Source organism: Candidatus Bathyarchaeota archaeon (assembly GCA_026014585.1).
GTDB lineage: Archaea > Thermoproteota > Bathyarchaeia > Bathyarchaeales > Bathycorpusculaceae > Bathycorpusculum.
Map to the genome: position 1 here is coordinate 112,631 of JAOZIA010000005.1, position 24,062 is coordinate 136,692.

The window sequence follows — 24,062 nt, forward strand, 5'->3', positions numbered from 1 at the left end:
CATTTTTTCAACAAAAAATTCACGGTGAATAAGCATGAGACGTTTAACTGAACGAATGAACCTTGCAAAAACTGTTCTCAAAGAACTTAGTAGGCAACCCCTTTGCCGAACAGAGCTCGAAAAACGCACAGTACGCAAAAATGGTACCCACGCGACTTTCGAAGGAATATTTCGTTACCTAACCCAAGGTGGCTATGTAGTGAAAAGTGAACAGAAACACTTGGCAAATTATGCTCTCACAGAGAAAGGAGCCAAACTTTTGGAGGCCATCTAATGAACAATAAACTTCAACAGTTAATTGAAACCCTAACAGTCAAAACCAAAAGCGGATACGCTACGCCCCAAGGCAGAACAATTTACGAAACACCCCGTGTCCCCTTAGCAGATGTGATGAAACTGTATGAACGTGACCCAACCTGCAAGGCAAGCGTGGATTTGTTGGCTGCATCCGCTGTTGGCTCGGGATTCTACACCACCATAGACGAAAAATATGACCACGCTGCAGAAGCCAAAACAGTCATTGACAATTTCAATGAGCAAATTAACTTGGACTCCTTGCTCAATGACATGGCACGTAGCCTGATTGCTTGCGGAAACGATTTTTGGCTAAAACTTCACCCAGAAAACCTCAAAGAACTCCACCGCCTCCCCGTTGACGCAATTGAACGCATACATCAAAATTACCTGCAAGAAGAAAACCTCAAAATTCCCTACCAAACCCAAAGCTACAAACTACAACAAACCTTTGGAGGACAAAACCTCGCCTCAGAAGCAGTAATTCACTGGCATATTAACTGCTTGGACTTTTCGGGATATGGCACAGGGGTACTGCAAGTTCTTCTGCACTCCCTAACATTCCAAAATGACCGCCGCCCCGCTTTTGCGTCAATCAAAGCCAAAATCGAGCGGATTATGCCTAAAATCTTTGAAAAATATGCTGGACCAGACGTTTTAGCCCTGCTAGAACGCGCAGATGACGAGACAATTGGCAAATTTCAGCAAGCCATCAAAAACCGCGGTGAAGAAGGCGCATGGCTCTTCTACAACGGCAACGGCGACATAAAACCCGTTACCATCGACCCCCGAGCCAGATTTGAGTATTACGTGGATCATCTCATAAACCAGTTCTATCTAGGCTGCGAAACCCCTCTGCCCCGTCTATTTAGCACACCTGGCTTCACTGAGGCATCCGCTAACGCGGCGCTGGAGCTCCAAGACATCCTAATCAAACCTATCCAACGCTACATCAAACGCCAAGTTGAAAGAGAAATCTTTGATGTTGTCCTCTTACAAGCAGGCCTAAACCCAGCCAAAGCACAAACACGCCTAAACTGGAGCCCCATAAAAATGCAGCAAACCAACCTCGCCGACCTTCTCAAAGCTGCCGAGCAAAACCTGATTCGTCCTGAAGAGTTCCGCAAAAACGCAATCAAATTCGGCTGGCAACTTTGGGAACCTGAAACACAGGAGGACCAGTAGCAGTGACGGAGGTTGCATACGGCAGGTATGATGAGGCGTACCGGGCAATTCACAGTGCCTTAAGTGACCTCACGTGCCCGCCACCTGGAAAAAAACTTACCAAACTGGGGTTCTGCTGGAACCAAAACGGCACCTTGGCATCATTGAAGGCATATGATGTTGCCGAGTTGTTGTTTACGCTTTCGTTCTCGTGGAATATGGATGGGTCACTTAACGAGGTTGCAAGAAACAACGAGTAAATTTCAGAGTAATGGAGGAAACAAAAATGGAAAAAACCAAAGATGCAGTAAATTGGAAAACCACTTGGAGAATCGACAAATTCAAAGACCAAACAGGAACAATCGCAAAAGCCCTAACCCATGGAATACCCCTCAAACAGGCACAAAACCAGTTCAACGCAGCATTCATAGGAACTGAGCAATTCGCCAACAATATCGCCCTCAACGAAGGCCTACAAGAACTTATAGACATCATCTGCGACTTAGGCACTCCAACCAAATGGGACAATACAAACGCAAGAATCGGCGTAGGCGACAACAACACAGCAGAAGCAGCAACACAAACAGGACTACAAGCAGAAACCAACAAGACATTCAAACAAATGGATTCAGGTTACCCACAGCGAAGCGGGCAGACCGCGGAGTGGCGTGCAACTTTCGGAAGTGCAGACGCAAACCATGCCTGGGAAGAGTTCACGGTGGTTAATACGGCAGACGACAGCGGCAAAAACCTCAACCGCAAAACTGCCAGCAAAGGCACCAAAAGCATAGGTGAAACGTGGGTTTTGTCACTGCAGATGACATTTTCATAGAACAGGTTGATCAAAGATGAACCCTTTGCCTTTAGGCTGGGGATGCACAAAATCCCTCACCCTTTTTGCTGGATCTGGCTCAGGCACAAACTACCAGATAATAATAAAAGCATATTTTGGAAACGGCACTGACGGAACAGAAATATTAAACGAAGAAACTATCGCCAAGTTTTACTGCAACGGTAAATGCCAAACTGATTTTGGTGACATAAGATTTCTGCCCAACAACTGCATTAATCCCTACACGTACAAGTTATGCAGTAAAGTTGATGGTGACTGGGCGGTTTTTGCAGTAAAAATATCTGAGGATTTGGATGTTAATCAAACAATCCGTGCAGCATATAACAACCCTGCCGCCGTTGATGTAAGCTCTGATGATGTATTCATAAATAAAATCGACAATGTTGTAGGTGCTTGGCCACTAGATGAAGAAGACCAAGAAGTTGACCCTGTTGTGATTGCTGATGATGACCAAGCATCGTTTTGGTCTAAATCTGCAAGTTTAACTCTCACTAACGAAACAATTATCAAAAAAACAGGAACAAATTCACTGAAAATAGTTGGTTCTTCTGTTAATGTTCAGGATGGACTTTGGCATTTATATGCTGGAAATCAGGATTTGAGTGGTAAAAGTGTTTTAAGGTTCTGTTTTTTTGGGGCAAACACTGGTAATGTGTGGCGGCTTTATTTAACAAATGCTATAACAGATAATCAGTTTACGGGTTCTTCAGGTTATTTCTTGTATGGGTTTGTAGATGATTTTGTGGGTGAAAGAGAGTTTGTTTTGCCGATAAGTTCAATGACAGTAGGTAATAGTCCAGACCTTTCAACTATACGCAAAGTGATTTTGCGTTGTGAAGTTCCTACAACAAGCAGTTTTGTCGTCTATTTTGACCGTTTTGTTGTTGACGATGGTGTTCCAGCCATAGATTACAGCGGTAACAACAACGATGGTGCAGCAACAGGCACAACCATAAGTTCAACAGGTGGTAAATGGGCTGGATTAAGATATAGAGTATTAAACGGTTTAAGTGGCAGATTTGATTTTGGAGATATTTTAGACCAAGATTTAACTTCAAGCTTTAGTTTTATGGTGTATTTCAAAACTTCTACAACAGGAGTTACTCAAACTATTTTAAGAAAAGGCAATACCGGCTATAATCCCTATTACTTTTTGCGCATTGGAGTAGACAATAAACTTAACTTTGCAATCTTTGATGGCTCAAACAACACTGAAATTGCACCTTTTTCAACTGTAACTGACGGAAATTGGCATAGTGCTATTTGCGTATATAATGTTGTTGACCACAAACTATACCTACATTTAGATACTGTAAAATCAACTTCTCCAGACACTTCTTCGGTAACCTCGCTGGTTAATGATTTGCCTTTTAGAGTTGGCTCTGATTCTGAAGCGTCGGCTTCGGGCTGTTTTAATGGTTCACTTTCATCAATCTTGTTTTTTAACACTGCTTTATCTGATGCTCAAGTTTCAGTTTTAAACTCTGGTTATCCTGACCCCACGTTGATTGAGGGCTCCATTTGTGTGCGTAAATGGGCAACCACCACAATGCCAACATTTGGAGAATGGAGTGCTGAAGAAAACATTATTTTTGATACAATGTCACTGGCGGATGCTGCATTAATTTTTAAAACAATTACCTCCTGTGACGTAATCAACTTGGAAGAGTTAACCGTCAGAGACAAACTCTTGACAATAACTGAGTTACTTTCAACTCTTGATGGGACAATCACGCCCACACGACTAATACGAGCATTAGAAACCGCAGGCTTAAACGACATAACGCACGTACAAAAAATCGTGATAATAAATGACGCCACAACAGCTCAAGACGCCGCCGCCAAAGTGAAAAACACAAAGATTTTTCTGCTCATCGGCGATTTGGCAATTCAAATATCCAACGCAGACTAAGCATACAAAACCTGCTCTATTTTCTCCACATCCTCCCTGCTTTCATCATTTAGAGGTGTTAATTGCACATCAGCAGCAGATGCAGCTCCAAACCCTAATTCACAGGCGCGTTTAAGTTGGTCTTGGTCAAAAATGTTGCCTTGCGCCACTTTGCCTTCTACACCATACATGCGCAAAATTGCCACGCCCACAGCGTCAATGGCTACGCTGTCAGTGCTTGCCAACATCAAGTTTGGCTGCACCAATGTGCCGTCTTCAGGTCCACCCGTAGTGAACGCGTAGATGGCATCCATCAAAACCGCATCGACCCTGTAGTGATTGTTTATTTCTGCTATCATTTGCCGCTGAAACGGCGACCCATGCAACTCCCACATGTAATCATAAACAGAACCAGGCAACCTTTTTGCAATCAGACCTACAGAGTTTTTCAGCGACAACGTAAAATGCCCACCGAACCGATGAGTTTTAAGACAACAGGTTTGCACGACTTTATCAGCGTCAAGAAAAACTTTGGCTATATTAAAGCCTTTAAGCCAGTGGGTACCTGCCCGCTCAATTTTAGCCCACTCATCTTTGCCCACAGAATCCAAGACCACAACCTTAAACCCCAACTCCTTAGATAGGTCAAGCACACCCATTTTATCCAGCACTTCCCCTGTTTTGCCCATGCCACTGCGCTCCGCCAAGGTGATGGCTGCTACATCTGCCTGCTTGAGAGCTAAAACAATGGCGCGTAGTGTGTCTATATGTGTTGATGCTGGGAATGGGTCGGCACTGTTATAGTTGGCTTTTAAGGCGACTGTTCTGCCTGAAAAAGCCGTCAAGTTAAACTTGCCCAGCAAAGCTTGAATGCCTGCTGCTCTGTCGGAGGTTTTGAGTATGAAGACTTCGCTTTTTACCACAAAAACACCAATAAAAATAACCATAAGAGTCTTTTTAGGCTTCACTGCATCCAACCTGCAACAACAAAACTCTGGGCGCGGTTAATCTTGAGGAAGTTAGACTGTTTTGCCTTCAGGTGTTTTGCTTGGAAAATTGCGATTAATGCTTGGGGTTCTGCAAAGGGTTTTTAAATAACCAAAGAATCTATCAAAAAGCACTCTCAAGAAAACGGGAGCAACATGCGGGTCCGTGGCTCAGTCAGGCTAGAGCGGAGGACTCTTAATCCTTAGGTCGCGGGTTCAATTCCCGTCGGACCCGCCAACAATTCTAATTCTTTAAAACAACCAGTTAGCTTGCTTTTTTGGGGATATTCTTTGTGGCTACTATGTTAGCGTCGGTGTTGAAGATGTTTTGGATGATTATGTCCCCGATTTCTATTGGTGCTGCCATTTCAACTTTTGCAAGCAAATTCATAGCATCAAGAAGCCTGTTTTTTGGGATGGGCTTTGTTGTTCTCACGCTAACCAGAGGAACTGCACCGTTTTTTACTTTGACGGTTGATGTTAAGGTTCGTTGAGGATTAGAAATCTCTTTTTCAGCATATTGCAGTCCGACCTTGCAGCGGTTCCCGCTTACGCCTATGACTTTTTCTTCATCATAATCGACTGTGAGATAGCAACCCATTGGGCAACCGATACAAATCATTTCCTTCTTCATTTCTGCAAAACCTCAAGTTTTAGTGAGTTAATAGTGCTGGTTTCGTTTGCGGGCAGTTTTATTTTTATCATCTGAGCAGGATGGACCTTACGATACTTTATCGACTTTAGCAAGGTTTCACCGTCAAATAGTCCGATGGATACGTCTTCTTCGGGGCAGGTTACGCGAATGGACAATTCAAGATCAGCGCCAGAATGAATATTTTGGGGTAGTACGTACCGAATTTTATTTCCTGCTTCTACGGTGATGCGCTCAGCCTTCTGAGTTTTTCCAAGGACGTATTCTGCTGCGGCTTTTCCTGCTTTTTCTGCTTCAAGAGAAACAAAATCCACTAAATCATGAACATGCAAAGCGTTTCCACACGCAAAGACTCCGGGCACTGAGGTTTCAAGGTTTTCGTTGACGATGGCGCCTCCAGTTATTGGGCTGAGTTTAACTTCGCAGTTTTTGGAGAGGTCATTTTCTGGGATTAACCCAATTGAGAGAAGTAGTGTGTCGCAGGGGATTTTTTGTTCTTTTCCTGAGAGTGGTTTTAGGTTCTTGTCTACTGGGGAGATTGTGACTGCTTCCACCCTGTTTTGTCCATGGATTTCTGTGACTGTGTGGGATAGAAGAAGAGGAATATCATAGTCGATTAGGCATTGTTGAATGTTTCGCGGTAACCCATTGGAATGCGGAAGCAATTCAACTACAGCGTGAACTTTAGCGCCTTCTAATGTGAGACGCCGAGCCATAATCAAGCCGATATCGCCTGAACCAAGAATCACAACGTCTTTGCCAACCATTACATTCTTCAAATTAATCAGGTTCTGGGCTACTCCAGCCGTGTACACTCCTGCGGGTCTGGTTCCTGGAATGCAAATTTGTCCACGAGTGCGTTCACGGCACCCCATCGCAAGGATTATAGCTTTGGCGTTAAAGCAAAACAGGCCCTTTGGGCTGGCAACATACACTTTTTTGTCAGGTGTAACCTCAATCACCATGCTGTTTAGCAGATAGGGAACATTTAGTTTGGTGAGTTCATCTATGTATCTTTGGGCGTATTCGGGACCGGTGAGTTGTTCTTTGAAGAGTTCAAGACCAAACCCATCGTGTATACACTGGGGAAGGATGCCGCCTAACCAATCGTTCCGTTCTATCAGGATTAAGTTTTGGATGCCATTTTTCTTTGCACTAATTGCCGCCGATAACCCTGCTGGACCCGCACCTATCACAACCAAATCAACATTCTGAGAAGGCAAATCATTCACTTTTTTTGTCCTCCCTAAGACTTTTAGTTTCCCCGATAAACAAGGTTGAAGCAGGATTTTTCAGTTTGATTTCTTCAGTGGGTATGCCGTATTCTTCTTTTAGAATTTCCACAATTTTTGGTAAGCAGAAACCTCCATGGCATCGTCCCATTCCTGCGCGGGTGCGGTATTTGACTGCGGAGATTGTTTTGTCTGAAACGGGATTGTTTAGGGCGTCTGTAATTTCCTGTTTTGATACTTGTTCGCATCTGCAGACGATTTCGCCGTAGTCAGGGTTTTCCTTAATTAGTTCAGCTTGTTCGGTTCGTGAGGATTCCCTAAATGAGGGTTTTCTTTTTCGAATTGGGTTAAAATCAGTTTTTTCGGCTAGGACCATTTTTTGTTTAATCATTTGAGTGACCAGTTTAGCAATGGCAGGAGAGGATGTAAGACCAGGGGATTCCATGCCTATCATATTGATGAAGTTTTCAGCGTCTTCTTGGATGATGAAGTCACGGGAGCCTTTTTCGTTGGGTGGGGTAATTTTTGAGCGTACTGAGGAGAACCCGTAGATTATTTGGTTTAGTGGACTTGAGGGGAGCAGGTTTTTGGCTCCATCGATTAGTTGCTTGATTTTTTCTTTAGTGGTTCGTGTATCTTCTCGTGTGTCGATGAATTCTTCGCTGGGTCCAATCAGTATGTTGCCATCCATTGTGTTGGTGAGGTGAACACCTAAGACACCCGCGATTTTTGGTGGCACTGGATAAACTGGAGCGTTGATTATGTTTTGGCAACTCTTGTCAAGAAGCAGGTATTCACCACGGCATGGGTACAGCTTGTAATTATCAACACCGACCATTGCAGAGATTTTGTCTGCATAAAGACCCGCACTATTTACGACCAAGCCCGCGTGGAAGTCGCCTTGGTTAGTGGTTATTTTGTATCCGTTGGTTTCTTGTTTTATTGCAGATACTTCAGTGTTAACATGGATTTTAACACCATTTGCTAAGGCATTTTCGGCTAGGGCAATGGTGAAAAGATAAGGAGGAAAGATACCAGCCACTGGAGAGTACAGCGCGTAGAGGGCATCGATTAGGGGTTCTCGTTTTTTGAGTTCTTCCCCTGTGATTATGGTTAATCCTTCAACTCCGTTGCCTTCTCCTACGGCTTTTATTTTTTCTAAATCTTTGAGCTCCTCTTCTGACCGAGCAATGACGTGTTTTCCGCAGAGGTTGTAGGGTACGTCGAGTTGTTTGGCTAATTCGGGAAACATGAGTCGTCCTTCAACGCACAGTTTAGCTTTCAAGCTTCCCTTGGGATAGTAAAGGCCAGTGTGAAGGACTCCACTGTTACCTTTGCTAACGCCACATGCAACGTCGGGTTCCTTCTCTAATAGAACGGTTTTAATTTGGTATTTGGATAGTTCTCTTGCGAGGGCGCAGCCAATCACGCCAGCGCCTATGATTATTACGTCACTTCTACTGCTCACAGTGGGTCATCTTTGCATTTTTTAGCATTTATTAGTGAGAAGAATAAACTTGCTCAGATAAAAATTGTACTAAGACTTCATTAAAAATAGCGCATGCAGTAGTCGATAATTCAATTTTATTAAACCATCAATTATCAGGCGGTTACTTGTAAAAAGTAGGAAGCTTGTTTTAAAAAAGGGGGAACTAATTTGATTTTTGAAGGTTGGTTTTTCCTGTTCATTCTTTTGTTCAATTTTCCTCCGTTTTTTAGCGGTTAGCTGGAAAGTGGCTGGGTCATATTGACCTGTGATAGCTGTGATGTTTGATTACGGCGTGATTATTCCTTAATTTGCGGTATTGCATTGCGTAGTATGCAAGGCTTGCCGTTAGCGTGCTTGCGCATAACGCGATTAGAGCTACACTTGATGCAATCATTTTTTCTTCACCTTATACGTGTGTGAAGTACACGTTTTCTTTTCTGGTGAGGCGTTTTTTTCCGATTTTTATTTTTTTCATTTTCTTTCACCGTTTACTGATAACTGATTATGCAGGGGCTAATAAAAAGATTATTGAGATATGTTCATAATTTTTGTGAAAACCTGTACGTATGCACATATAAAACAAAACAACAGGAGCAAATGCACCATGTTACAAACAAAAAACCAAACAATTGAAAAAAGAAGACGGGTTATGGTTCAAGCAGCTTCTTTAAACGCAAAGTCAAGTTATGACGTTCCTCAGGACGATTCTGCCATAAGGCACGGTTTTCTCTAAATTGCTCACCTGAAAGTTTACCTTGCCGCTGCAACTCACCCAACAATTTTATGAAGCCTTGAAAACTCAATTGCTCATCAGTTACTTCATTCACGTTTTTTCTTTGACCCAAAGTTACCCCGCTGGGTTCAGTATCTGGCGGCGTGTAATTTTCATATAGAAAACGTGAAAAGTACATGTTATCCCATGCGTGTGTGAGGGCTGAGGTGCTTTTTGCTTTTAGCAGTTCACTTGTGTAGTATGCGTATTCTTGTCCAAGCGAGAAATACCTTGTCTGCCCCACGCCCCCATCGACTATACGATTAACAAAGTACCGCAGATGCTGATTGCTAACGATGGGCAGAACCTGCTGGTTTTCACCATTAAAACAATAGATGATTTTTTTAGCAAGAACCCTATCAGAACCCATACCACCAATTTTTTCCCAGGCAACATCAACTTTCTCTGCCAACGTTTTGCGGTCATCCACTGTGGTTCGGAGGAGGTTTTTGAAACTGCTGAGTTGGAGCCGAGCGTTGCGGTAAATGTTTTGATTGCCTGCAGTATTGTAGCCTAAAGCTTTGAATATGTCGTCTATGAACTGAAAGAACTCGCCGATTTCGTCAGGATTTATCTTATAGAGTTTGTCTGGGTCTAACCATTCTATTATTCGCAGGTTTTCATTAAAAGGATATTTTTGCCTTAACTCCTTGAGCACACCGTTTGAGCGGTTTACCTCATATTTTATTGTTCCGACTTGGTCGTAATTTTTTGCTTTTTCTGTGAAGGTTGATAATTTGGACATTTGAACCGTTAATATATGCTGTTGAGGGTTATAAGGGTCTGCAAGTGCAAAATTAACAAAAAGCAAGTCAGTATAGCGAGTATTTAGTGGTTTCCTTTGAAGACGCCGCAATTAAACAAACGGGTTCTCCCCGTTTAAGGTTAAGAGGCAGCACTAACGTGAAAGTGGTGCCTTTACCTTTTTGTGTTTCAACAAAAATTTTGCCACTATGTGCTTCAACTATGCGTTTACAAATGGGTAAGCCAAGCCCCATGCCTTTGGCTTTAGTTGTGAAGAAGGGCGTCCAGAGTTTAGCCATTTTTTGTTCGGGAATACCATCGCCCGTGTCTGAAATAGAAAGTTCAAGGTTTTGATTATTTTCCCTGCTGCTCACCGTTAGAGTTCCGCCGTCTTCCATTGCTTCGATAGCATTTGAAAAAAGATTAACCATAACGCGTTGCATTCGGTCTGTGTCAAGGAAAATTTTTGGCGCATCACTTGCTTGATTAACGATTTGCACTGTTTTAGGAATAATGAGAATCTTTAGCGCCCTGTTGACAATTGTTTGCGGGTTAGTTTCGGTTAAGTCAAGCCTAAAGTTCTCAGAATAATCGACAAGGTCATTGAGGATTTTGTTTGAGTACTTAATTGATTCCTCAATATGCTGAATTGCAGACGCCAATTTTTCATTAGGCACATTACGCGTGGCTTTCTTCACATAGAAAACAGCCGTTGATAAGCCCTGAAGTGGATTACGCAAATCATGTGTCACCATTGTTGCCATTTCGCCTATTGCCGCCAATTTTTCAGACTTAAGCAGTCTCTCCTCCATTGCCAGTTTTTCTGTGACGTCGCGGTCCACGCCTCGGTAACCCACCATTTTTTGGTCAACATAAACAGGAACGCCGTGGGTTTCTAAAACAATAGTGTGTCCATCCTTATGCAGGCAATACCTGTTAATGCCACCTTTATCGGGGTTCTTAAAAACCTGTAAAAAGTCCTGCCAGCCTCTTTTGCAGCTTGACGCATTGAAGTCGCAGTAGTTTCTGCCGATTATTTCTTCTGCAGTATATCCTAAAATGTCCGCTACAACTTGATTTGAGTAGATAAATTTGCCTTCAAGGTCGATTTCCCATATCCAGTCACCTGTGCTTTCAGCGATGCTTTGGAACCGTTCCTGCTCGTGTTCTAAGGATTTAAGTAACCTGTTTCTTTCAGTTAGGTTTCGTAAAACAACCATGTCAGCAGGTGACCCAGCATATTCAATTTTTAAGGCGTTAACCTCAAACTCTAATTTCCGCCCATCTTTATGGTAAAGTTCAATAATGTAAGGCTCAATTTGTGCGCCATGCATACGTTTCAAATGGTTCTTTATCAGCAAGTCTCTACTGCTCGGGGTTAACACTGTGGATGTTGTAAAGTTTGCGCCGATTAAGTCATCTCTTGTATAACCAGTCATTAAAGTCACACTTTTTGTCATTGCCAAAAAAATGCCTTGACCATCAACAATCACCGCTGGGTCAGGAAGCAGACTAAAGAGTTTGGAAAAATTCTGTTCAGCAGCCGTTAACTGCTGTTTTAAAGCAATAATAGGCAAAGCCGCACTGTCCTGTCTATTTGCAGCCTCAAAGGCCAGCAGCAAAGTTGCCATTGCGGAGAATCCAGCAAAAAGTGCTAGTTCAATTAATCCGGGACCAATCGCTAAGAAGCAAGCCGTAAAGCAGGGAACTGAAAGAAACATGAGTACTGATGAAATGTCAAATTCTTTGGAATATTGCAAAAAAGCAAGTCCTAAGGAGAAAACTACGGCACCGATTAAAAAGTAAAAAGAGTTTATCGTGATAGGAACAAAAAATAGTGCAACAGATATTGCGGTTCCTAAAAGGAAGACTGGAAAGATTTTTTTGTTGCCTATGAAGAAGCGGTTATCAAGCAAAGTCAAAATAAAAGCTAACAAGATAGGAAGGGGGGACCAGTAAAAAACGTTTTTTTCAAAAAAAGTGTTTCCTACGCCTATAGCGGCTAGTATGTAAATGCCCGAACATATCAAAAGTCCGATGGTGAACATTAATTTGCGGGTGTCTTTGTCTTTTCGGTATAGCAAGAAAATTTTTATAGCTACTGCAAAATCAAGAGTGATAATTGCGCCCCAAAGAAGTAATGAGTAAAAGAAAGGAATCATATGTGCCATTCCTCGATTACTTCAATGTTAAACATAGGGGCGATACCTGATTAATTTTTTTGGAGCCAGAAATACTAGAAAGCAACTGGCAATATATTAATTATGAATTTTTAGTACGGAAGTAGGCAAAAGAGACATCTTTTTATCAAAAGCTTATAATATCAACATTGGCTTCTTTGCACCTAAAGGTAAACCCCCATGAAATTTGCCACATTCACCTACAAACCTGAAAAACCTGAGGGCTTTGACTTTAGCCTGCTCCGAGTTAAACCTGAAACAGGCATAAGAATCCAGCCAGACCCAACCATGCATAGCAACATCGCAGTTTTCGCTGATACCGCAACAGGCAAAGTTCACCCTGACTGGGTTTCCCAATCTGAGCTTGGACCAGCCAAATTTGGAAACTACAATTACAACATTTACTGGGATGTGCTCTGCCCTACTCAACCCGAATACCAAGCCGAACAGCTGGATTATATCGAGGAGGTTTCCCGTATGTCCAAGGGCATCTGGCTAAACAGCCAATACTTTGCCGACCATGGACACTGCACCTGCCCCCGATGCAAAGAAAGATTTCAGAAAAGTGGGTTAAGCTGGGAACAGTGGCGCCGAAAAGAAGTTACTGATTACATTGCCCAAATCCGCGAGCGGGTCAAGGGTGATTTGGTTTTATGTCTTCAACCAGACCCAGTAAGCAGCCTTGAGCGTTACGGCGTGGACTTTGACGACTTCGCCAAATATGCTGATGCCTTCTGCGTGGTCATGTTTAGCAAAAACTATGCTACGCCATGGTACTGGGAAATGATCACCCGCGGATTCAAAAAACAACTCAAAAAACCATTCTACATCAGCCTCTACATTTACGGGCCAGGAGACCTGCCTCAAGACGTACCCACCACATCTGAACTGCTAACGGTTTCTGTGCGTTGCGTTCGAGTCGGCGGCATAGAAGGCATACTCTATCTGGTTGACAGTGAAAAAGAAGCTGTAGAGTTCCAAAAACAAGCAGTCGAAAACACTGCGCTAAGACAAAGGCTAAGAGCATTTGGCGGCGCGCCTGTGCAGGAATATCTTGACAGGGTAGCCAGTTGGGAAAACATAGTCAAATAACACAATTTTCTAATTTTATTTGTCTATTTGGAGCCTAATAGTAATTCATTGCAGAAACTATAGAGGGAGGTCCCCTAATGGCGCATTCCCCAACCAAAAAAGGGAAAGCCACTGAGCAACCAAAACCGACTATATTGCCAGCATTTCAGCGAGTTTTAGCATGCGCATATCCAACTGTTTTCTGTTGGTTGCAGCTTCGGTTAGGTCGATGTCGCAGATTTGCCCTTTCTGCAAACCAACTGCCCTGTTTCCTGCATCCCTGCAAATCAGCTCCACCGCGCGGTCCGCAAACAAACTTGCTAATAGTCTGCTTCGTGCTGTTGGGCTGCCTCCGCGTTGTGAGTAACCCAGAATGGAGAGGCGGACTTCGGATTCGGTTTGCCGTTGGAGTTCTTGCATAAGTTTGTGGGTGTCTCCGATGCCTTCGGTGGCGACGATTACGCCTGCACGTTTACCTTTTTTGGCGTTGGCATCCATCACCTGCATGATGTCGTCCATTTTTGTGGGGTTCTCGGGGATAAGAATGATTTCTGCACCCACGCTGATGCCTACTTCTAAGGCGAGGAACCCACGTTTACGACCCATAACTTCAACGATGAAGAGGCGTTCGTGACTGATTGCGGTGTCACGGATTTTGTCAATAGCATTAACCGCAGTGTTCACAGCCGTATCAAACCCAATAGTTTCATCAGTACCGTACACGTCGTTATCAATAGTTGCGGGAATCCCAACCATTGAAGTACCGCTTTTTTTGCTCAAGTCCAAGGCACCACGAAAACTGCCATCCCCGCCAATCACTACCAAGCCGTCTACGTTGTTCTTGTTTAGCATGTCCGCTGCGCAATCCACGCCTTGAGGGTCCTCAAATGCGGGGCAACGAAGAGTATGCAGAAAAGTTCCGCCGAGCTGGATGATGCCGCCTACGCTTCTTGGGGTAAGTTTACGGAAGGAATTAGTGAGCAGTCCATCCCAGCCACGTTCAAAACCGATAACTTGTAGACCATTGTAGTGGGCTACACGGGTGACTGCGCGTATGGCAGCGTTCATTCCTGGCGCGTCTCCGCCTGAAGTTACAATACCAATAGTTTTAACCAAATAAATCAGCCTCAGATTTCACTATCGGCTAGGGATTTTCAAAATAAAAACTTATCTCACAAGCAAAACACATAAATTCTTAGTTAGTGTCGTATTGGTTTTTGTCGGGAGGTAGCTCAGCCTGGCAGAGCTCTCGAGCCCGTTCCTTTCGGGGATGGACGGAGAAGCTGTAGAGGTCTACCCATGGTGGGCTTCATTCTAGCCTGTCTAGGCCACAGATACCGAGCCGTCGCAGGTTCAAATCCTGCTCTCCCGACCATTATTCCAAACTACAAACAAGTTAACGCTTTATTATTAACCAAACACACATGTAAGTGGTGACCCCTCAAATGAGCAATCTTGCAAGTCTTGAGCAGTTTTGGTGTGACCTTGTCTTAAATTTTAGGGGTTCCAAAAAACTTGATGACGCAATCGCAATCTCCTATCCCAAAGCGCCATTTTTTGCGGTTAACCATGTAGCAGACGTTAAAGCAAAAGAAGAATCATCAGCAAACCTGCTGGTTGAGGCTGAAGGGTTTTTCCGTTCCCAAAAAGTGCCCTTTAGCAGTTTTAGAATTTCACCACAGACCCCAAGCACATTTAGGAATTGTTTGGAGGAGAACGGGTTTTTGGCACAAAGCGACCAATCCGTTATGATATACAGCAAAACTGCTCTGCCGCAATTTTCAAACAGTCAAGGAACAACTGTTAAGGCAGTGGAGAACATGGAGGATGTTGAGGTTATGTCGGATTTGATGATGGAGATTTTTGAGATGCCACCCGAGTGGAAGCAGGGATTTTTAGAGTTTAACGTGGAAAGTTTCCAGAGGGGCTGGCGGTTTTACTTAGCATACGTTGATGACGAACCTGTGGGTACCTGTGCATTGTTTTCGTCTGGCGGCGTGAGTGGTATATTTAATGTTGGCACACTCAAACAGTACAGGGGTTATGGTACGGGTTCAGCTTTAACGATTCAAGCCCTTAAAGACTCCATGGCTGAAGGAAATGTTTTGCATTCGTTGCAGGCGGAGTGCGGGGGAAACGCAGAGAGGTTGTACCTGAAGCTTGGCTTTGTGGTGGACCATAAAATTCAGTTCTACGCCAAAGACCTGACTTAATCAGCTTTAACCAGCACAATTTCGCTTGGCGCAAACCATATAGCGCGGTAAAATTTGAAAACACGAAAACCAACCCGACGCCATAACCCCAAAAACCCAATCTTTGAATAACCTTCCTTGCTAAAAGTCGCCAATGACGCTGTGTTTCCTCGGGTAGCAGATGCAAAAACAGCTTTTGACCCGTGAGCTTGGAGATATTTTGTGCCAGCATTGACCAGTGTGGTGGCGTATCCTTTTCTGTGCTGGGTTGGGTGTACTGCAAGCCACAATATGCATCCGTACTGCTCATCTTTTATTGTAAACCAAATCAGCTTGGCAAATCCCACAGTAGAACCCTTTGCTTCCCCAAGCAGGGTGTTGCCGTCTTTGGATTGTAAACTGTGAAGAGCAAAAAATCGGAAGAACCGTGGAAAAGAGGCATCCACAATCGTTTTTAGGGCTGAGTCGTCTTGTGGCTGTGCTTGTCTTATCAGTAAGGAATTGTTCACGGATGGTTGCCTCATAAATAGGGAGTGTTAAATTGTTGGTGGCGTGGGCGGGATTGTGTCGGGTTCTTTTTTGCGTGTGAAAATGAGACTGGTTGACTTTACGATTTGTGGAATACCGACCAAGTCCTCAAAAATTAGCAAACCCCGGGCTAATAGGGCAAATACGCCTGCGGGTCCTGCAGCTATGCCTAAAAGACCCAGAATTCCGATGATTCCGAATTCTTGCACTCCAGCACCTGCGGGGGTTATTGGAACAAATGCTAAAGCTGTTACTAACGGGTGTATTAAGAAGAATGCAAGCCAAGGAATTTGAGTCATGCCTAATGCTAAGCCTAAGAACCACCATTCAAAGCCTTTCAAAAGCCAACAGGCAAAGGTTAGAAGGATTATTTCAGGTATGGCTTTGCTGGTGCTTTGGGAGCTTTCTTTGTATTCTTCGAGTTTTCCCAGTAGACCGCCTGTGAATCTTTTTAGGTATCTGGAGTTGGCGATTTTGTCAAATATTGATATGGCTCGTTTTGACCAAGTGAAGAGGGCAAGCACAATTGCGCCTGCAAGCATCATGGCGATGCCTAGTCCTGCAATGATCAGTCCAAGGTTTATTCCTGCAACAGTTTGGGGAAATAGTTGGTTCCAAGTTGCTGCTGGAACAAAGGTGACAAGATAAAGCACTGCACCTACTCCGCCTATTACTTTAACCAGAAATTCTATTGTTTGAATCCCTAAAATGGTTGAGAGTCCTTTTGATGCGGGCACACCTTGGTCTCTTAGGTAGACGGGGGTTAGAATGTAGCCTGACCGTCCGGGTGTTACATCACTTGTTAACATTCCTGCAAACTGTGCCTGCAAGGTTTTGCCAAAAGTTGTTTTGACACCTGCTTTGCTTAGGACACGTTGCAATCTTACTGTGAAGAGCAGGTTAATTCCAAAGTACATAAGAAAAGCAAGGGCTAAAAATTCTATTTTTATGGTTAATATGGTTGTGTAGAGGTAATCTACACCTCTAATAATGGTAGGTTCATCGGGGTGAAAATCAGCTGGAACAGTTGTTCCTACATACCAAAGTAAAGCTATGAAAATGGCAATCATTGCCACAACTTGAAGTAGAATTTTAAGAATTCTTTTTGAAGACCCCTGCGATTTCGTTTGAGGTAAAGGTTGTAGCTCGGACATATCGCTTAGAGATTAGTTTGGGAAGTTAAATGGATTTTGGATAAACACCTTTTATCATCCATGAAGCTCAATGTACAAGTTATGGTCTTACGCATTCAGCTTTGGGCCTGTAGGTTTTTTTGGCTGTTCGTTTACGCTTGTGATAATCGCATTCTTTGATGCGGGTCAGCATCCAGCCTAAGTCTTGGTATATGCATCCGCAGGGCAGATTTGTTATTTTGGTTTTGTTTGCTTCAGCGGGTTTTTTGTTTTCTGCCATTGGTTATCTGTTCTTTATTGTGGTTTATCAGAGGCTTATTTAACTTACCTTTTTGTTAGTGTTTATTTCGTTTTGGAAAGTTAGTTTAAATAATAAAAAATACATTGGGTTACAATCAACCCGTAATTGCTTTGGATATCAAATGGAAAAACAGAAAATTTCATCCAAAATCAGTTTATCCTCACTTCGTAACAGTATTTCTTTAGCTGTAGCAGTCAAGTTTTCTGCAATTGCGGCGGCAGTGATAGTTTTTTACCTTCAGGATTTAGGGTTCATCTTTAATAATGCATTAAGTGATGAATCCTCAACACACCTGCTAATAATTCCATTCATGTTTCTCTACATTCTTTACAGAAAAAGAAAAGTGCTGCTGGCATCGGTAAACCAGACGCACCGCGAAGGTTTAGGCAACATATTTGACACAGCAATAGGTGCCTTGCTGTGTGCAACTTCGGTTTTGATTTACTGGTATGGCTCCTATACCTTCACACCCATAGAGTACCATATGTTCACGCTTCCAATATTCACCACAGGCTTAACCCTGCTATTCTTTAACAGGCACACTCTGCGGCATCTTGTGGTTCCAATTCTCTTCCTGTTCTTCCTCACACCACCACCTACCGAAATCCTTTATGGAGCAGGTTCAGCGCTTTCTGTTGTCAGTGCTATAGTGGCAAACGGCGTCACTAACTTGGTAGGTATAGCAACAAATTTTTCTGCCAGTCAGTATGGAAGCCCATTAATTTCTATGGTAACACCCAGCGGAGAAAGCTTGACGTTTAGTGTAGATATTGCTTGTTCAGGAATTTACAGTTTAATTGGTTTTGTCGTGTTTTCAGCTTTCATAGCATACATCATAAGGGAAAGCCCAACAAGAAAATTAGTCACACTACTTATGGGCATACCGCTTATTGTTGCCTTAAACATTTTCAGAATAACTGCACTGTTAATTATTGGCTATAACTTTGGCGATGAAGTTGCCCTACAAGTTTTCCACACAGTAGGCGGAACAGTGCTAATGTTTATTGGCACAATAATTTTGTTTGGAATCACAGAGAAAATCTTCAAAAAACGAGCCATCCCAGCAGGTTGCCTAACATGCGAACAGACCCCAGTTACCCCGCCACATGGCTTTTGTGACAACTGCGGGAAACTGTTAAGTTATCCTAAAGAAAAACTGAAAAAGGTTGACTTAGTGAAAATTATTTCAGTCATCTTTATCGTGATTGTACTTGTTTCTATCCAGTCACCTGTCTTTGCATTAACAAATGTGGGGGCAGAATTAACGGTTCAGACACCTTCAGGAGAGCAGGGCAACTCAGAAATTCTCCCCCAAATTGAGGGTTATACATTGAATTTTCTTAAACGCGACACCGCCTTTGAAGCAACTGCAGGCCAAGATGCATCCTTGATTTATGTTTACACGCCCATTAACCCTGGCAACGGCTCGAATCCTCAAATTTGGGTTACCATAGAAGTTGCCACAGCCGTCAGTTCGCTTCACCGCTGGGAAACATGCCTTGTTAATTACCCGATTAGTCAAGGTTACAAGCCAAGCGTTACTCAGTTAGATTTAAGAGATGTACAAATAAATGATAACCCACCAGTTTTGGCGCGGTATTTCTCTTTCCAAGATAACACTGACGACCTAACCCAAGTGGTTCTGTACTGGTACCAAACAGGAACCTTTTCACAGAACGGAACAAGCATCTCTCAAAACGTGAAAATTAGCTTAATTTTGTACCCAAGCAGCCCAGCACTTGTTCAGGCAGCGGAGGATGCTCTTTTGCCAGTTGCGGTTACAGTTAACAGTTACTGGGAACCCATTAAAAGCTGGGCAACTTTCTCTATAATTATTTCTCAAAACGGATTAACGCTGTCAATTGTGTGCCTTGCTTTGCTTGTAGCTTTGATAGCCTACAAACTGTTATTTATTGACCGGGCGCAGCGGGAATTGCTTAAGAACTTGTATGGTAAAATCCCAGAAAAAGACCGATTCCTACTACAAATAATCAACAAAACAAAAGGCAACTTTACACTGGCAACACTATCAGAAGAACTACAAAAAAGCGCAGGAACACCCGTACCAGAAGATTGGTTAAAACAGGAACTTGAGCAGGCAGAACAGGCAGGTTTCATCGAGAAAATAATCGTTAACAAAAATGATGTGCCGATAATCAAATGGAGAATTAACCTGAAATTAACTACTTAATCAAAGTCGCTGGTTTATTTTTTTGGTTTATTCGTATCGTATTAGGAAGAGCGGTTTTTGAGCTTCTCGGTGTCTCTCACTTAGGGGAACATCTTTTAGAGTTATTATCTGCGAAGAGCTAGCCTTGTATTGGAGAATATAGGTTTTGTATAGGTCTTTTTCTAATGCTTTTAATTTTCCTTGAGATACCATTCTCCTCACCCTGTTATAGGCTTCCTTTCTGAAAATATTAACATTAGTGACTGTACTAGTACAACAACAGCAATAGTACATGTGAGTTAACTAAAAAATGGCAAAAACGCCAACAAATCAACAAACTTATCTATCAAATAATAAAAAACAAAAACTAATTAAATAAAAAAGGACAGGGTTTTATGGACCCTTTTTGGTGACTTCTTTTACTGCGCCAGCGGCTACAGTTGTGCCCATGTCTCGGATTGCAAACCTGCCGAGTTCGGGGAAGTCATTGAAAGTTTCGATAGCAATGGGGTGCAGTGGCTCCATGCGTACCCAAGCAGCATCACCAGTTTTGAGATAGCTTGGGTGCTCCTCAGATACTTGACCAGTTCTTGGGTCAATCTTCTTGATTAGTTCAGTGAAGCGGCATGCGATTTGTCCTGTGTGGTAGTGAAGCACTGGAGTGTATCCTGCTGCGATTGCTGTTGGGTGGTAGATAACGATGATTTGCCCGATGAATTCTTTAGCAACTGTTGGTGGATTGTCAACTGGACCTGCAACGTCTCCACGGTGGACATCGTTCTTTGCGATGCCTCTAACGTTCATACCAATGTTGTCTCCTGGTTCTGCAGCGGGGATGCTTGTGTGGTGCATTTCGATAGATTTGACTTCAGCTGTCTTGTTTGATGGCATGAAGATAAGGCTTTGTCCTGGTTTTAGAACACCTGTTTCAACTCTGCCAACTGGGACAGTGCCGATGCCTGTGATTGTGTAGATGTCTTGGACTGGAACACGGAGTGGTTTGTTGGTTGGTTTTGCTGGAAGTTCTAGAAGGTCAAATGCTTCCATCATGGTTGGACCATTGTACCATGGCATCTTCTCGCTCTTCTTGAGCAAGTTGTCGCCTGTCCAGCCTGAAACTGGTATGAAGTGAACTTTCTCAATCTTGTAGCCGACCATTCTGAGCATTCTTGAAATTTCATTCTTCATTTCATCGTAACGTTCTTGGCTCCAGTTAACTGTGTTGTCATCCATCTTGTTGATGGCAACAATTAATTGGCGTATACCCAAGGTGAATGCTAAGAAGGCGTGTTCTCTTGTTTGACCACCTGCGCCGATGCCTGCTTCGAATTCGCCTTTCTTGGCTGAACTGAAGAGGACAGCTGCGTCAGCTTGGCTTGCGCCAGTAATCATGTTTTTGATAAAGTCTCTGTGTCCTGGTGCATCAATGACAGTCATGTTGTATTTCTTGGTTGGGAATTGTAGGAATCGAAGGTCAATGGTGACACCGCGTTCTCGTTCTTCCTTCAAGTTGTCGAGCACCCACGCGAAGTGGAATGTTCCTTTTCCTAGTTTTTCTGCTTCTGCCTTGTAAGCGTCGATTGTCCTTTGGTCAATAACGCCTGCTAGATATAGTAAGTGTCCGGTGGTTGTTGATTTGCCGTTGTCAACGTGCCCCATGATGATAATGTTCAGGTGGGGTTTATCACTTTTACTCATTTTTTCATCCTCAAACTTTTAATTTAAATTTTATGAATTCGTTAACACATCAGTCCTTCCAATTATTTTAAGCTTGCGACACTTATTGCCCGCACTACTCTTAGAAAAGCACCCAGTTACAGGCACAATCAGTACTGAAGAAATATTTAACCTCACAACAGAAGAAACCAAAAAAGCGCGCGCCAAGATCAAGGAAACTTGGATTTTAGATTTACCTTTTTATGTCTGTTCAACTGGATATGTGACTATGAGCGCTAAAAAGAGAGTTTGGGTGATTTGCAAGAAAATCTTCAGTCTCTCACTATTGTTCAACGCTCTTCTAACTATCGCCTACAGCGTCGGAATCCTTGCAGGTTTTTACTGGATATACAACAATTGGCAACCCTACTCACCCTACGTGATTAACGGCAACCTTTTCTGGATAGCAGTAGTTGCTGGGTTCATCAATATTTTCCCAAGCGCATTTGTGGGCAGAAAACTTCACACAGGACGCTTTCTTTTTCATCATTACTTTTACGGCTTAATTGTTTTGGCAGCAGCAATCTTTTACGTGACACTTTTTACGCCAGTAAACTTGCTAAACCTGTTTTTTGTAAATGACACCACCGTAGCGGTTAATATTGGCAGGTTTTTCATTTTAGGCGGCTTAACCTTGTTGCTGGATGATTTGCCTGACCTTGCCAAAGTGCTTGAACGTGGACTGGGCTGGTTGGATAGAAAAGCCATCAAAGCAAAAAAGCCCATCTACGCACTACAGTACCTTACAGGGTTTGTTTCCTTGTATCTTTTTGTTGCCATACTGCTGTTCTTTAACGATAACCCCGGCTGGATAACCCTTGCTAACTGCATACTTGCGGGCACTATATGCATAACGGGGTTGTGTTCAGTTATTTTTGCTTATAGAGGGTGGCTGGGTAAAGAAGAAACTCAGAAGGCAAAGAAAATGCCGCATTAAAGCAAAATGCTACCATTTCTTTGATGCTGCTGAAGCAATTATTCCCGCGGCTGTGTTTTCATCCATTTTCCAAGTATTCAAAACCAAATCATAAACGGCGGGGTCTTCCCAGTTTATACTGTAGAATCGGTGCAGATACTCCGCTGATGCACGGTCATGGTCTTCAATTAGTTTTTGAGCATCCTCTTTTGTTAATGCTTTAGTTTTCATGATTCGTTCAATTCTCTCATTGAGGGGCGCAATTATCCTTACGTGAAGCACTCCCACTTTATGCTTCAATATTGCTTGACCGCCCCGTCCTACAATAACCGTGTTACCTCTACCTGCCAAGTTGTTGATAACTGTTTGAATCACAGAGAGGCATTTTTCCTCGTCAAGAGTTTTACTGATTACCTCGTCGCCCTTCTGAGTTATAGATATAGCGGCAGGTTTCTCACGAAGCAAGATTTTATCCACTAAACTTTTAACCGTGTAAACATCCTCAGAAAAATCTGCAATATCCTCCTCAGAAACACCGATACACTTAGCCACATTCATCAGCATATTCTTATCAAAATAAGCATAGCCCAGAAGCGTGCTGACTTTCTGCGCAATCTCGTCTCCGCCACTACCTGCCTGTCTTGAAATAGTTATTATGGTATGTTCGCTTGGTGCTCGTTCTTCCAGCGAAATTTGTTTTAAAGTTTCACTTATTTCAGTATAGTCTGGTTCAGTTTCAGGAATATTAGAAGACCAAACATAACGGATTATACCGTCTTCGTCAAGGACAAAGATTGAACGTTTTGCAGCAGGGTAACAACCATCACCCAATCGGCATGCAACTGGTTCTCCTTCAGCGCCAACATAAGCAGGAACGTCTAAACCGTAAGCTTTGAAAACATCACGCTTGCTATCGCTTAATATTGGAAATTGTAACCTGTTTTTCTCAGCAAATGCCTTGTTTTTGGAGGGAACGTTGACGTCGATTCCGACAATTTGAGCTTTTAAATTAATGAATTGTGACATTGAATCTCTAAAGTCGCATACTTCTTTGGTTGAAGTTAAAGTGAAAGCTCCAACGAAAAAGACTAACACGACTTTTTGTCCTAGAAACTCTTTGAGACTGCGGGTTCTATTTTCTGTGTCTGGTAAAGTAAAATCAGGTGCCTTGTCACCAATTTTGACTCCTATCAAAATAAGCATCAACCTCCAAAAAAGCTAGAGATAATCTCACATAAATAGCTAATGCGAATTCAAAACCTTAAAAAACAAAAAATGTTCACTCCGTCTCAGCGGTTCCATGCCATCTCCTCTCCAAGTAGAGAATCAGGCTGAAAAGACCTCGGCTGAAAATTACTAAAAGAAGCAGCTCAAACTCAGCCATTGTTCTAGTAGCTACAGTGCGAATGATTTCTGCGCCAATAAAAAAGTTTAGACTTAGTGTTAAGTATCCTGACAAGTAATGGGTAGAAGAGGACGGACGATAGGGGTCTTTAAGTTTAATTTGAATAAACCTGACTGTTACAAACAAGGCGCCAAAAACGATAACACCGCCACCAATCAAATAAAGAGTATTAGCGGCTATAGACAGAACAACATAAATTGCATCATAAATTAAGCCTCCAGGAATGTATGTGGGTCCTAAAAATACTGAGATTAAATTAGGATAAAAGAAACTAAAAAAAGCACCCAAAACTGCAACAGCGATTATCAAAATTAACAGAATAACAACAAGAAAATTACATTTTGAGAAAAGTTTCTGGGTTACAACCATTAAA

General features: G+C 42.8%; 24 protein-coding genes and 2 tRNA genes. 11 read left to right on the forward strand and 15 right to left on the reverse strand.

The window, feature by feature from the left end:
• Positions 1 to 34: 34 nt before the first annotated feature.
• The 5 genes from NWF01_03605 to NWF01_03625 are packed head-to-tail and all read left to right on the forward strand — an operon-like array spanning position 35 to position 4,223.
• On the forward strand, positions 35 to 274 hold the full coding sequence (locus tag NWF01_03605; protein ID MCW4024105.1) for a hypothetical protein: 240 nt from the start codon (positions 35 to 37) through the stop codon (positions 272 to 274).
• Positions 274 to 1,479: a hypothetical protein gene (locus NWF01_03610; GenBank protein ID MCW4024106.1), complete on the forward strand. Its 1,206-nt coding sequence runs from the start codon at positions 274 to 276 to the stop codon at positions 1,477 to 1,479. The genes NWF01_03605 and NWF01_03610 overlap by 1 nt, the downstream gene beginning before the upstream one ends.
• Before the next feature lie 2 nt (positions 1,480 to 1,481).
• Positions 1,482 to 1,718: a hypothetical protein gene (locus NWF01_03615; GenBank protein ID MCW4024107.1), complete on the forward strand. Its 237-nt coding sequence runs from the start codon at positions 1,482 to 1,484 to the stop codon at positions 1,716 to 1,718.
• A 26-nt stretch (positions 1,719 to 1,744) separates the two neighbouring features.
• Positions 1,745 to 2,290, forward strand: a complete 546-nt coding sequence (locus tag NWF01_03620) for a hypothetical protein (protein MCW4024108.1) — start codon at positions 1,745 to 1,747, stop codon at positions 2,288 to 2,290.
• Between the two features lie 16 nt (positions 2,291 to 2,306).
• Positions 2,307 to 4,223 carry a LamG domain-containing protein gene (locus tag NWF01_03625; protein ID MCW4024109.1) on the forward strand — a complete coding sequence of 639 codons (1,917 nt, stop codon included), beginning with the start codon at positions 2,307 to 2,309 and terminating at the stop codon, positions 4,221 to 4,223.
• Here the strand turns inward: NWF01_03625 and NWF01_03630 are convergent.
• Positions 4,220 to 5,170 (reverse strand): DUF362 domain-containing protein, encoded by a 951-nt coding sequence (locus tag NWF01_03630; protein ID MCW4024110.1) that lies wholly within the window; start codon positions 5,168 to 5,170, stop codon positions 4,220 to 4,222. The genes NWF01_03625 and NWF01_03630 overlap by 4 nt on opposite strands.
• A 178-nt stretch (positions 5,171 to 5,348) precedes the next feature.
• Here NWF01_03630 and NWF01_03635 point away from each other — a divergent pair.
• Positions 5,349 to 5,426, forward strand: a tRNA-Lys gene (locus NWF01_03635).
• A gap of 27 nt (positions 5,427 to 5,453) precedes the next feature.
• Here the strand turns inward: NWF01_03635 and NWF01_03640 are convergent.
• From NWF01_03640 to NWF01_03665, 6 genes are all read right to left on the reverse strand, one after another.
• Positions 5,454 to 5,822 carry a DUF1667 domain-containing protein gene (locus NWF01_03640; protein ID MCW4024111.1) on the reverse strand — a complete coding sequence of 123 codons (369 nt, stop codon included), beginning with the start codon at positions 5,820 to 5,822 and terminating at the stop codon, positions 5,454 to 5,456.
• Positions 5,819 to 7,072 (reverse strand): NAD(P)/FAD-dependent oxidoreductase, encoded by a 1,254-nt coding sequence (locus NWF01_03645; protein ID MCW4024112.1) that lies wholly within the window; start codon positions 7,070 to 7,072, stop codon positions 5,819 to 5,821. The genes NWF01_03640 and NWF01_03645 overlap by 4 nt, the downstream gene beginning before the upstream one ends.
• A complete protein-coding gene (locus NWF01_03650; GenBank protein MCW4024113.1) occupies positions 7,065 to 8,540 on the reverse strand; it encodes an NAD(P)/FAD-dependent oxidoreductase in 1,476 nt (491 codons plus the stop codon). The genes NWF01_03645 and NWF01_03650 overlap by 8 nt, the downstream gene beginning before the upstream one ends.
• Before the next feature lie 274 nt (positions 8,541 to 8,814).
• Positions 8,815 to 8,955 (reverse strand): hypothetical protein, encoded by a 141-nt coding sequence (locus tag NWF01_03655; protein ID MCW4024114.1) that lies wholly within the window; start codon positions 8,953 to 8,955, stop codon positions 8,815 to 8,817.
• Positions 8,956 to 9,208: 253 nt separating this feature from the next.
• A complete protein-coding gene (locus tag NWF01_03660) occupies positions 9,209 to 10,078 on the reverse strand; it encodes a hypothetical protein (protein ID MCW4024115.1) in 870 nt (289 codons plus the stop codon).
• Between the two features lie 67 nt (positions 10,079 to 10,145).
• Positions 10,146 to 12,239, reverse strand: coding sequence for a PAS domain S-box protein (locus NWF01_03665; protein ID MCW4024116.1), 2,094 nt, complete (start codon positions 12,237 to 12,239; stop codon positions 10,146 to 10,148).
• Positions 12,240 to 12,437: 198 nt separating this feature from the next.
• On the opposite strand from NWF01_03665, the gene NWF01_03670 reads away from it, so the two are divergent.
• On the forward strand, positions 12,438 to 13,349 hold the full coding sequence (locus tag NWF01_03670; protein ID MCW4024117.1) for a hypothetical protein: 912 nt from the start codon (positions 12,438 to 12,440) through the stop codon (positions 13,347 to 13,349).
• 129 nt (positions 13,350 to 13,478) lie between these two features.
• Here NWF01_03670 and NWF01_03675 read toward each other — a convergent pair whose 3' ends face one another.
• The gene (locus tag NWF01_03675; GenBank protein MCW4024118.1) at positions 13,479 to 14,444 is read right to left on the reverse strand and encodes a 6-phosphofructokinase; all 966 of its coding nucleotides are present in this window, start codon (positions 14,442 to 14,444) and stop codon (positions 13,479 to 13,481) included.
• Positions 14,445 to 14,549: 105 nt separating this feature from the next.
• On the opposite strand from NWF01_03675, the gene NWF01_03680 reads away from it, so the two are divergent.
• Positions 14,550 to 14,703, forward strand: a tRNA-Tyr gene (locus NWF01_03680).
• 70 nt (positions 14,704 to 14,773) lie between these two features.
• Positions 14,774 to 15,541 carry a GNAT family N-acetyltransferase gene (locus NWF01_03685; GenBank protein ID MCW4024119.1) on the forward strand — a complete coding sequence of 256 codons (768 nt, stop codon included), beginning with the start codon at positions 14,774 to 14,776 and terminating at the stop codon, positions 15,539 to 15,541.
• On the opposite strand, the gene NWF01_03690 is transcribed toward NWF01_03685, so the two are convergent.
• The 3 genes from NWF01_03690 to NWF01_03700 all read right to left on the reverse strand — a co-directional run bounded on the left by NWF01_03690 (position 15,538) and on the right by NWF01_03700 (position 17,461).
• The gene (locus NWF01_03690; GenBank protein MCW4024120.1) at positions 15,538 to 16,029 is read right to left on the reverse strand and encodes a GNAT family N-acetyltransferase; all 492 of its coding nucleotides are present in this window, start codon (positions 16,027 to 16,029) and stop codon (positions 15,538 to 15,540) included. The two genes, NWF01_03685 and NWF01_03690, sit on opposite strands and share 4 nt — an antisense overlap.
• Positions 16,030 to 16,056: 27 nt before the next feature.
• Positions 16,057 to 17,118 carry a flippase-like domain-containing protein gene (locus NWF01_03695; GenBank protein MCW4024121.1) on the reverse strand — a complete coding sequence of 354 codons (1,062 nt, stop codon included), beginning with the start codon at positions 17,116 to 17,118 and terminating at the stop codon, positions 16,057 to 16,059.
• 163 nt (positions 17,119 to 17,281) lie between these two features.
• Positions 17,282 to 17,461, reverse strand: a complete 180-nt coding sequence (locus NWF01_03700) for a hypothetical protein (protein ID MCW4024122.1) — start codon at positions 17,459 to 17,461, stop codon at positions 17,282 to 17,284.
• A 142-nt stretch (positions 17,462 to 17,603) separates the two neighbouring features.
• Here NWF01_03700 and NWF01_03705 point away from each other — a divergent pair, with 142 nt between their 5' ends.
• A complete protein-coding gene (locus NWF01_03705) occupies positions 17,604 to 19,673 on the forward strand; it encodes an exosortase/archaeosortase family protein (protein MCW4024123.1) in 2,070 nt (689 codons plus the stop codon).
• 27 nt (positions 19,674 to 19,700) lie between these two features.
• Here NWF01_03705 and NWF01_03710 read toward each other — a convergent pair whose 3' ends face one another.
• Positions 19,701 to 19,865: a hypothetical protein gene (locus NWF01_03710; GenBank protein MCW4024124.1), complete on the reverse strand. Its 165-nt coding sequence runs from the start codon at positions 19,863 to 19,865 to the stop codon at positions 19,701 to 19,703.
• Positions 19,866 to 20,045: 180 nt separating this feature from the next.
• The gene (gene tuf / locus NWF01_03715) at positions 20,046 to 21,350 is read right to left on the reverse strand and encodes a translation elongation factor EF-1 subunit alpha (GenBank protein MCW4024125.1); all 1,305 of its coding nucleotides are present in this window, start codon (positions 21,348 to 21,350) and stop codon (positions 20,046 to 20,048) included.
• Positions 21,351 to 21,435: 85 nt separating this feature from the next.
• Here tuf and NWF01_03720 point away from each other — a divergent pair, with 85 nt between their 5' ends.
• Complete coding sequence (locus NWF01_03720; GenBank protein MCW4024126.1) at positions 21,436 to 22,305, forward strand: hypothetical protein; 870 nt, start codon at positions 21,436 to 21,438, stop codon at positions 22,303 to 22,305.
• Between the two features lie 9 nt (positions 22,306 to 22,314).
• Here NWF01_03720 and NWF01_03725 read toward each other — a convergent pair whose 3' ends face one another.
• Positions 22,315 to 23,478, reverse strand: coding sequence for a cytidylate kinase family protein (locus NWF01_03725; protein ID MCW4024127.1), 1,164 nt, complete (start codon positions 23,476 to 23,478; stop codon positions 22,315 to 22,317).
• A gap of 85 nt (positions 23,479 to 23,563) precedes the next feature.
• Positions 23,564 to 24,058, reverse strand: coding sequence for a DUF1622 domain-containing protein (locus NWF01_03730; protein MCW4024128.1), 495 nt, complete (start codon positions 24,056 to 24,058; stop codon positions 23,564 to 23,566).
• Positions 24,059 to 24,062 lie beyond the last annotated feature (4 nt).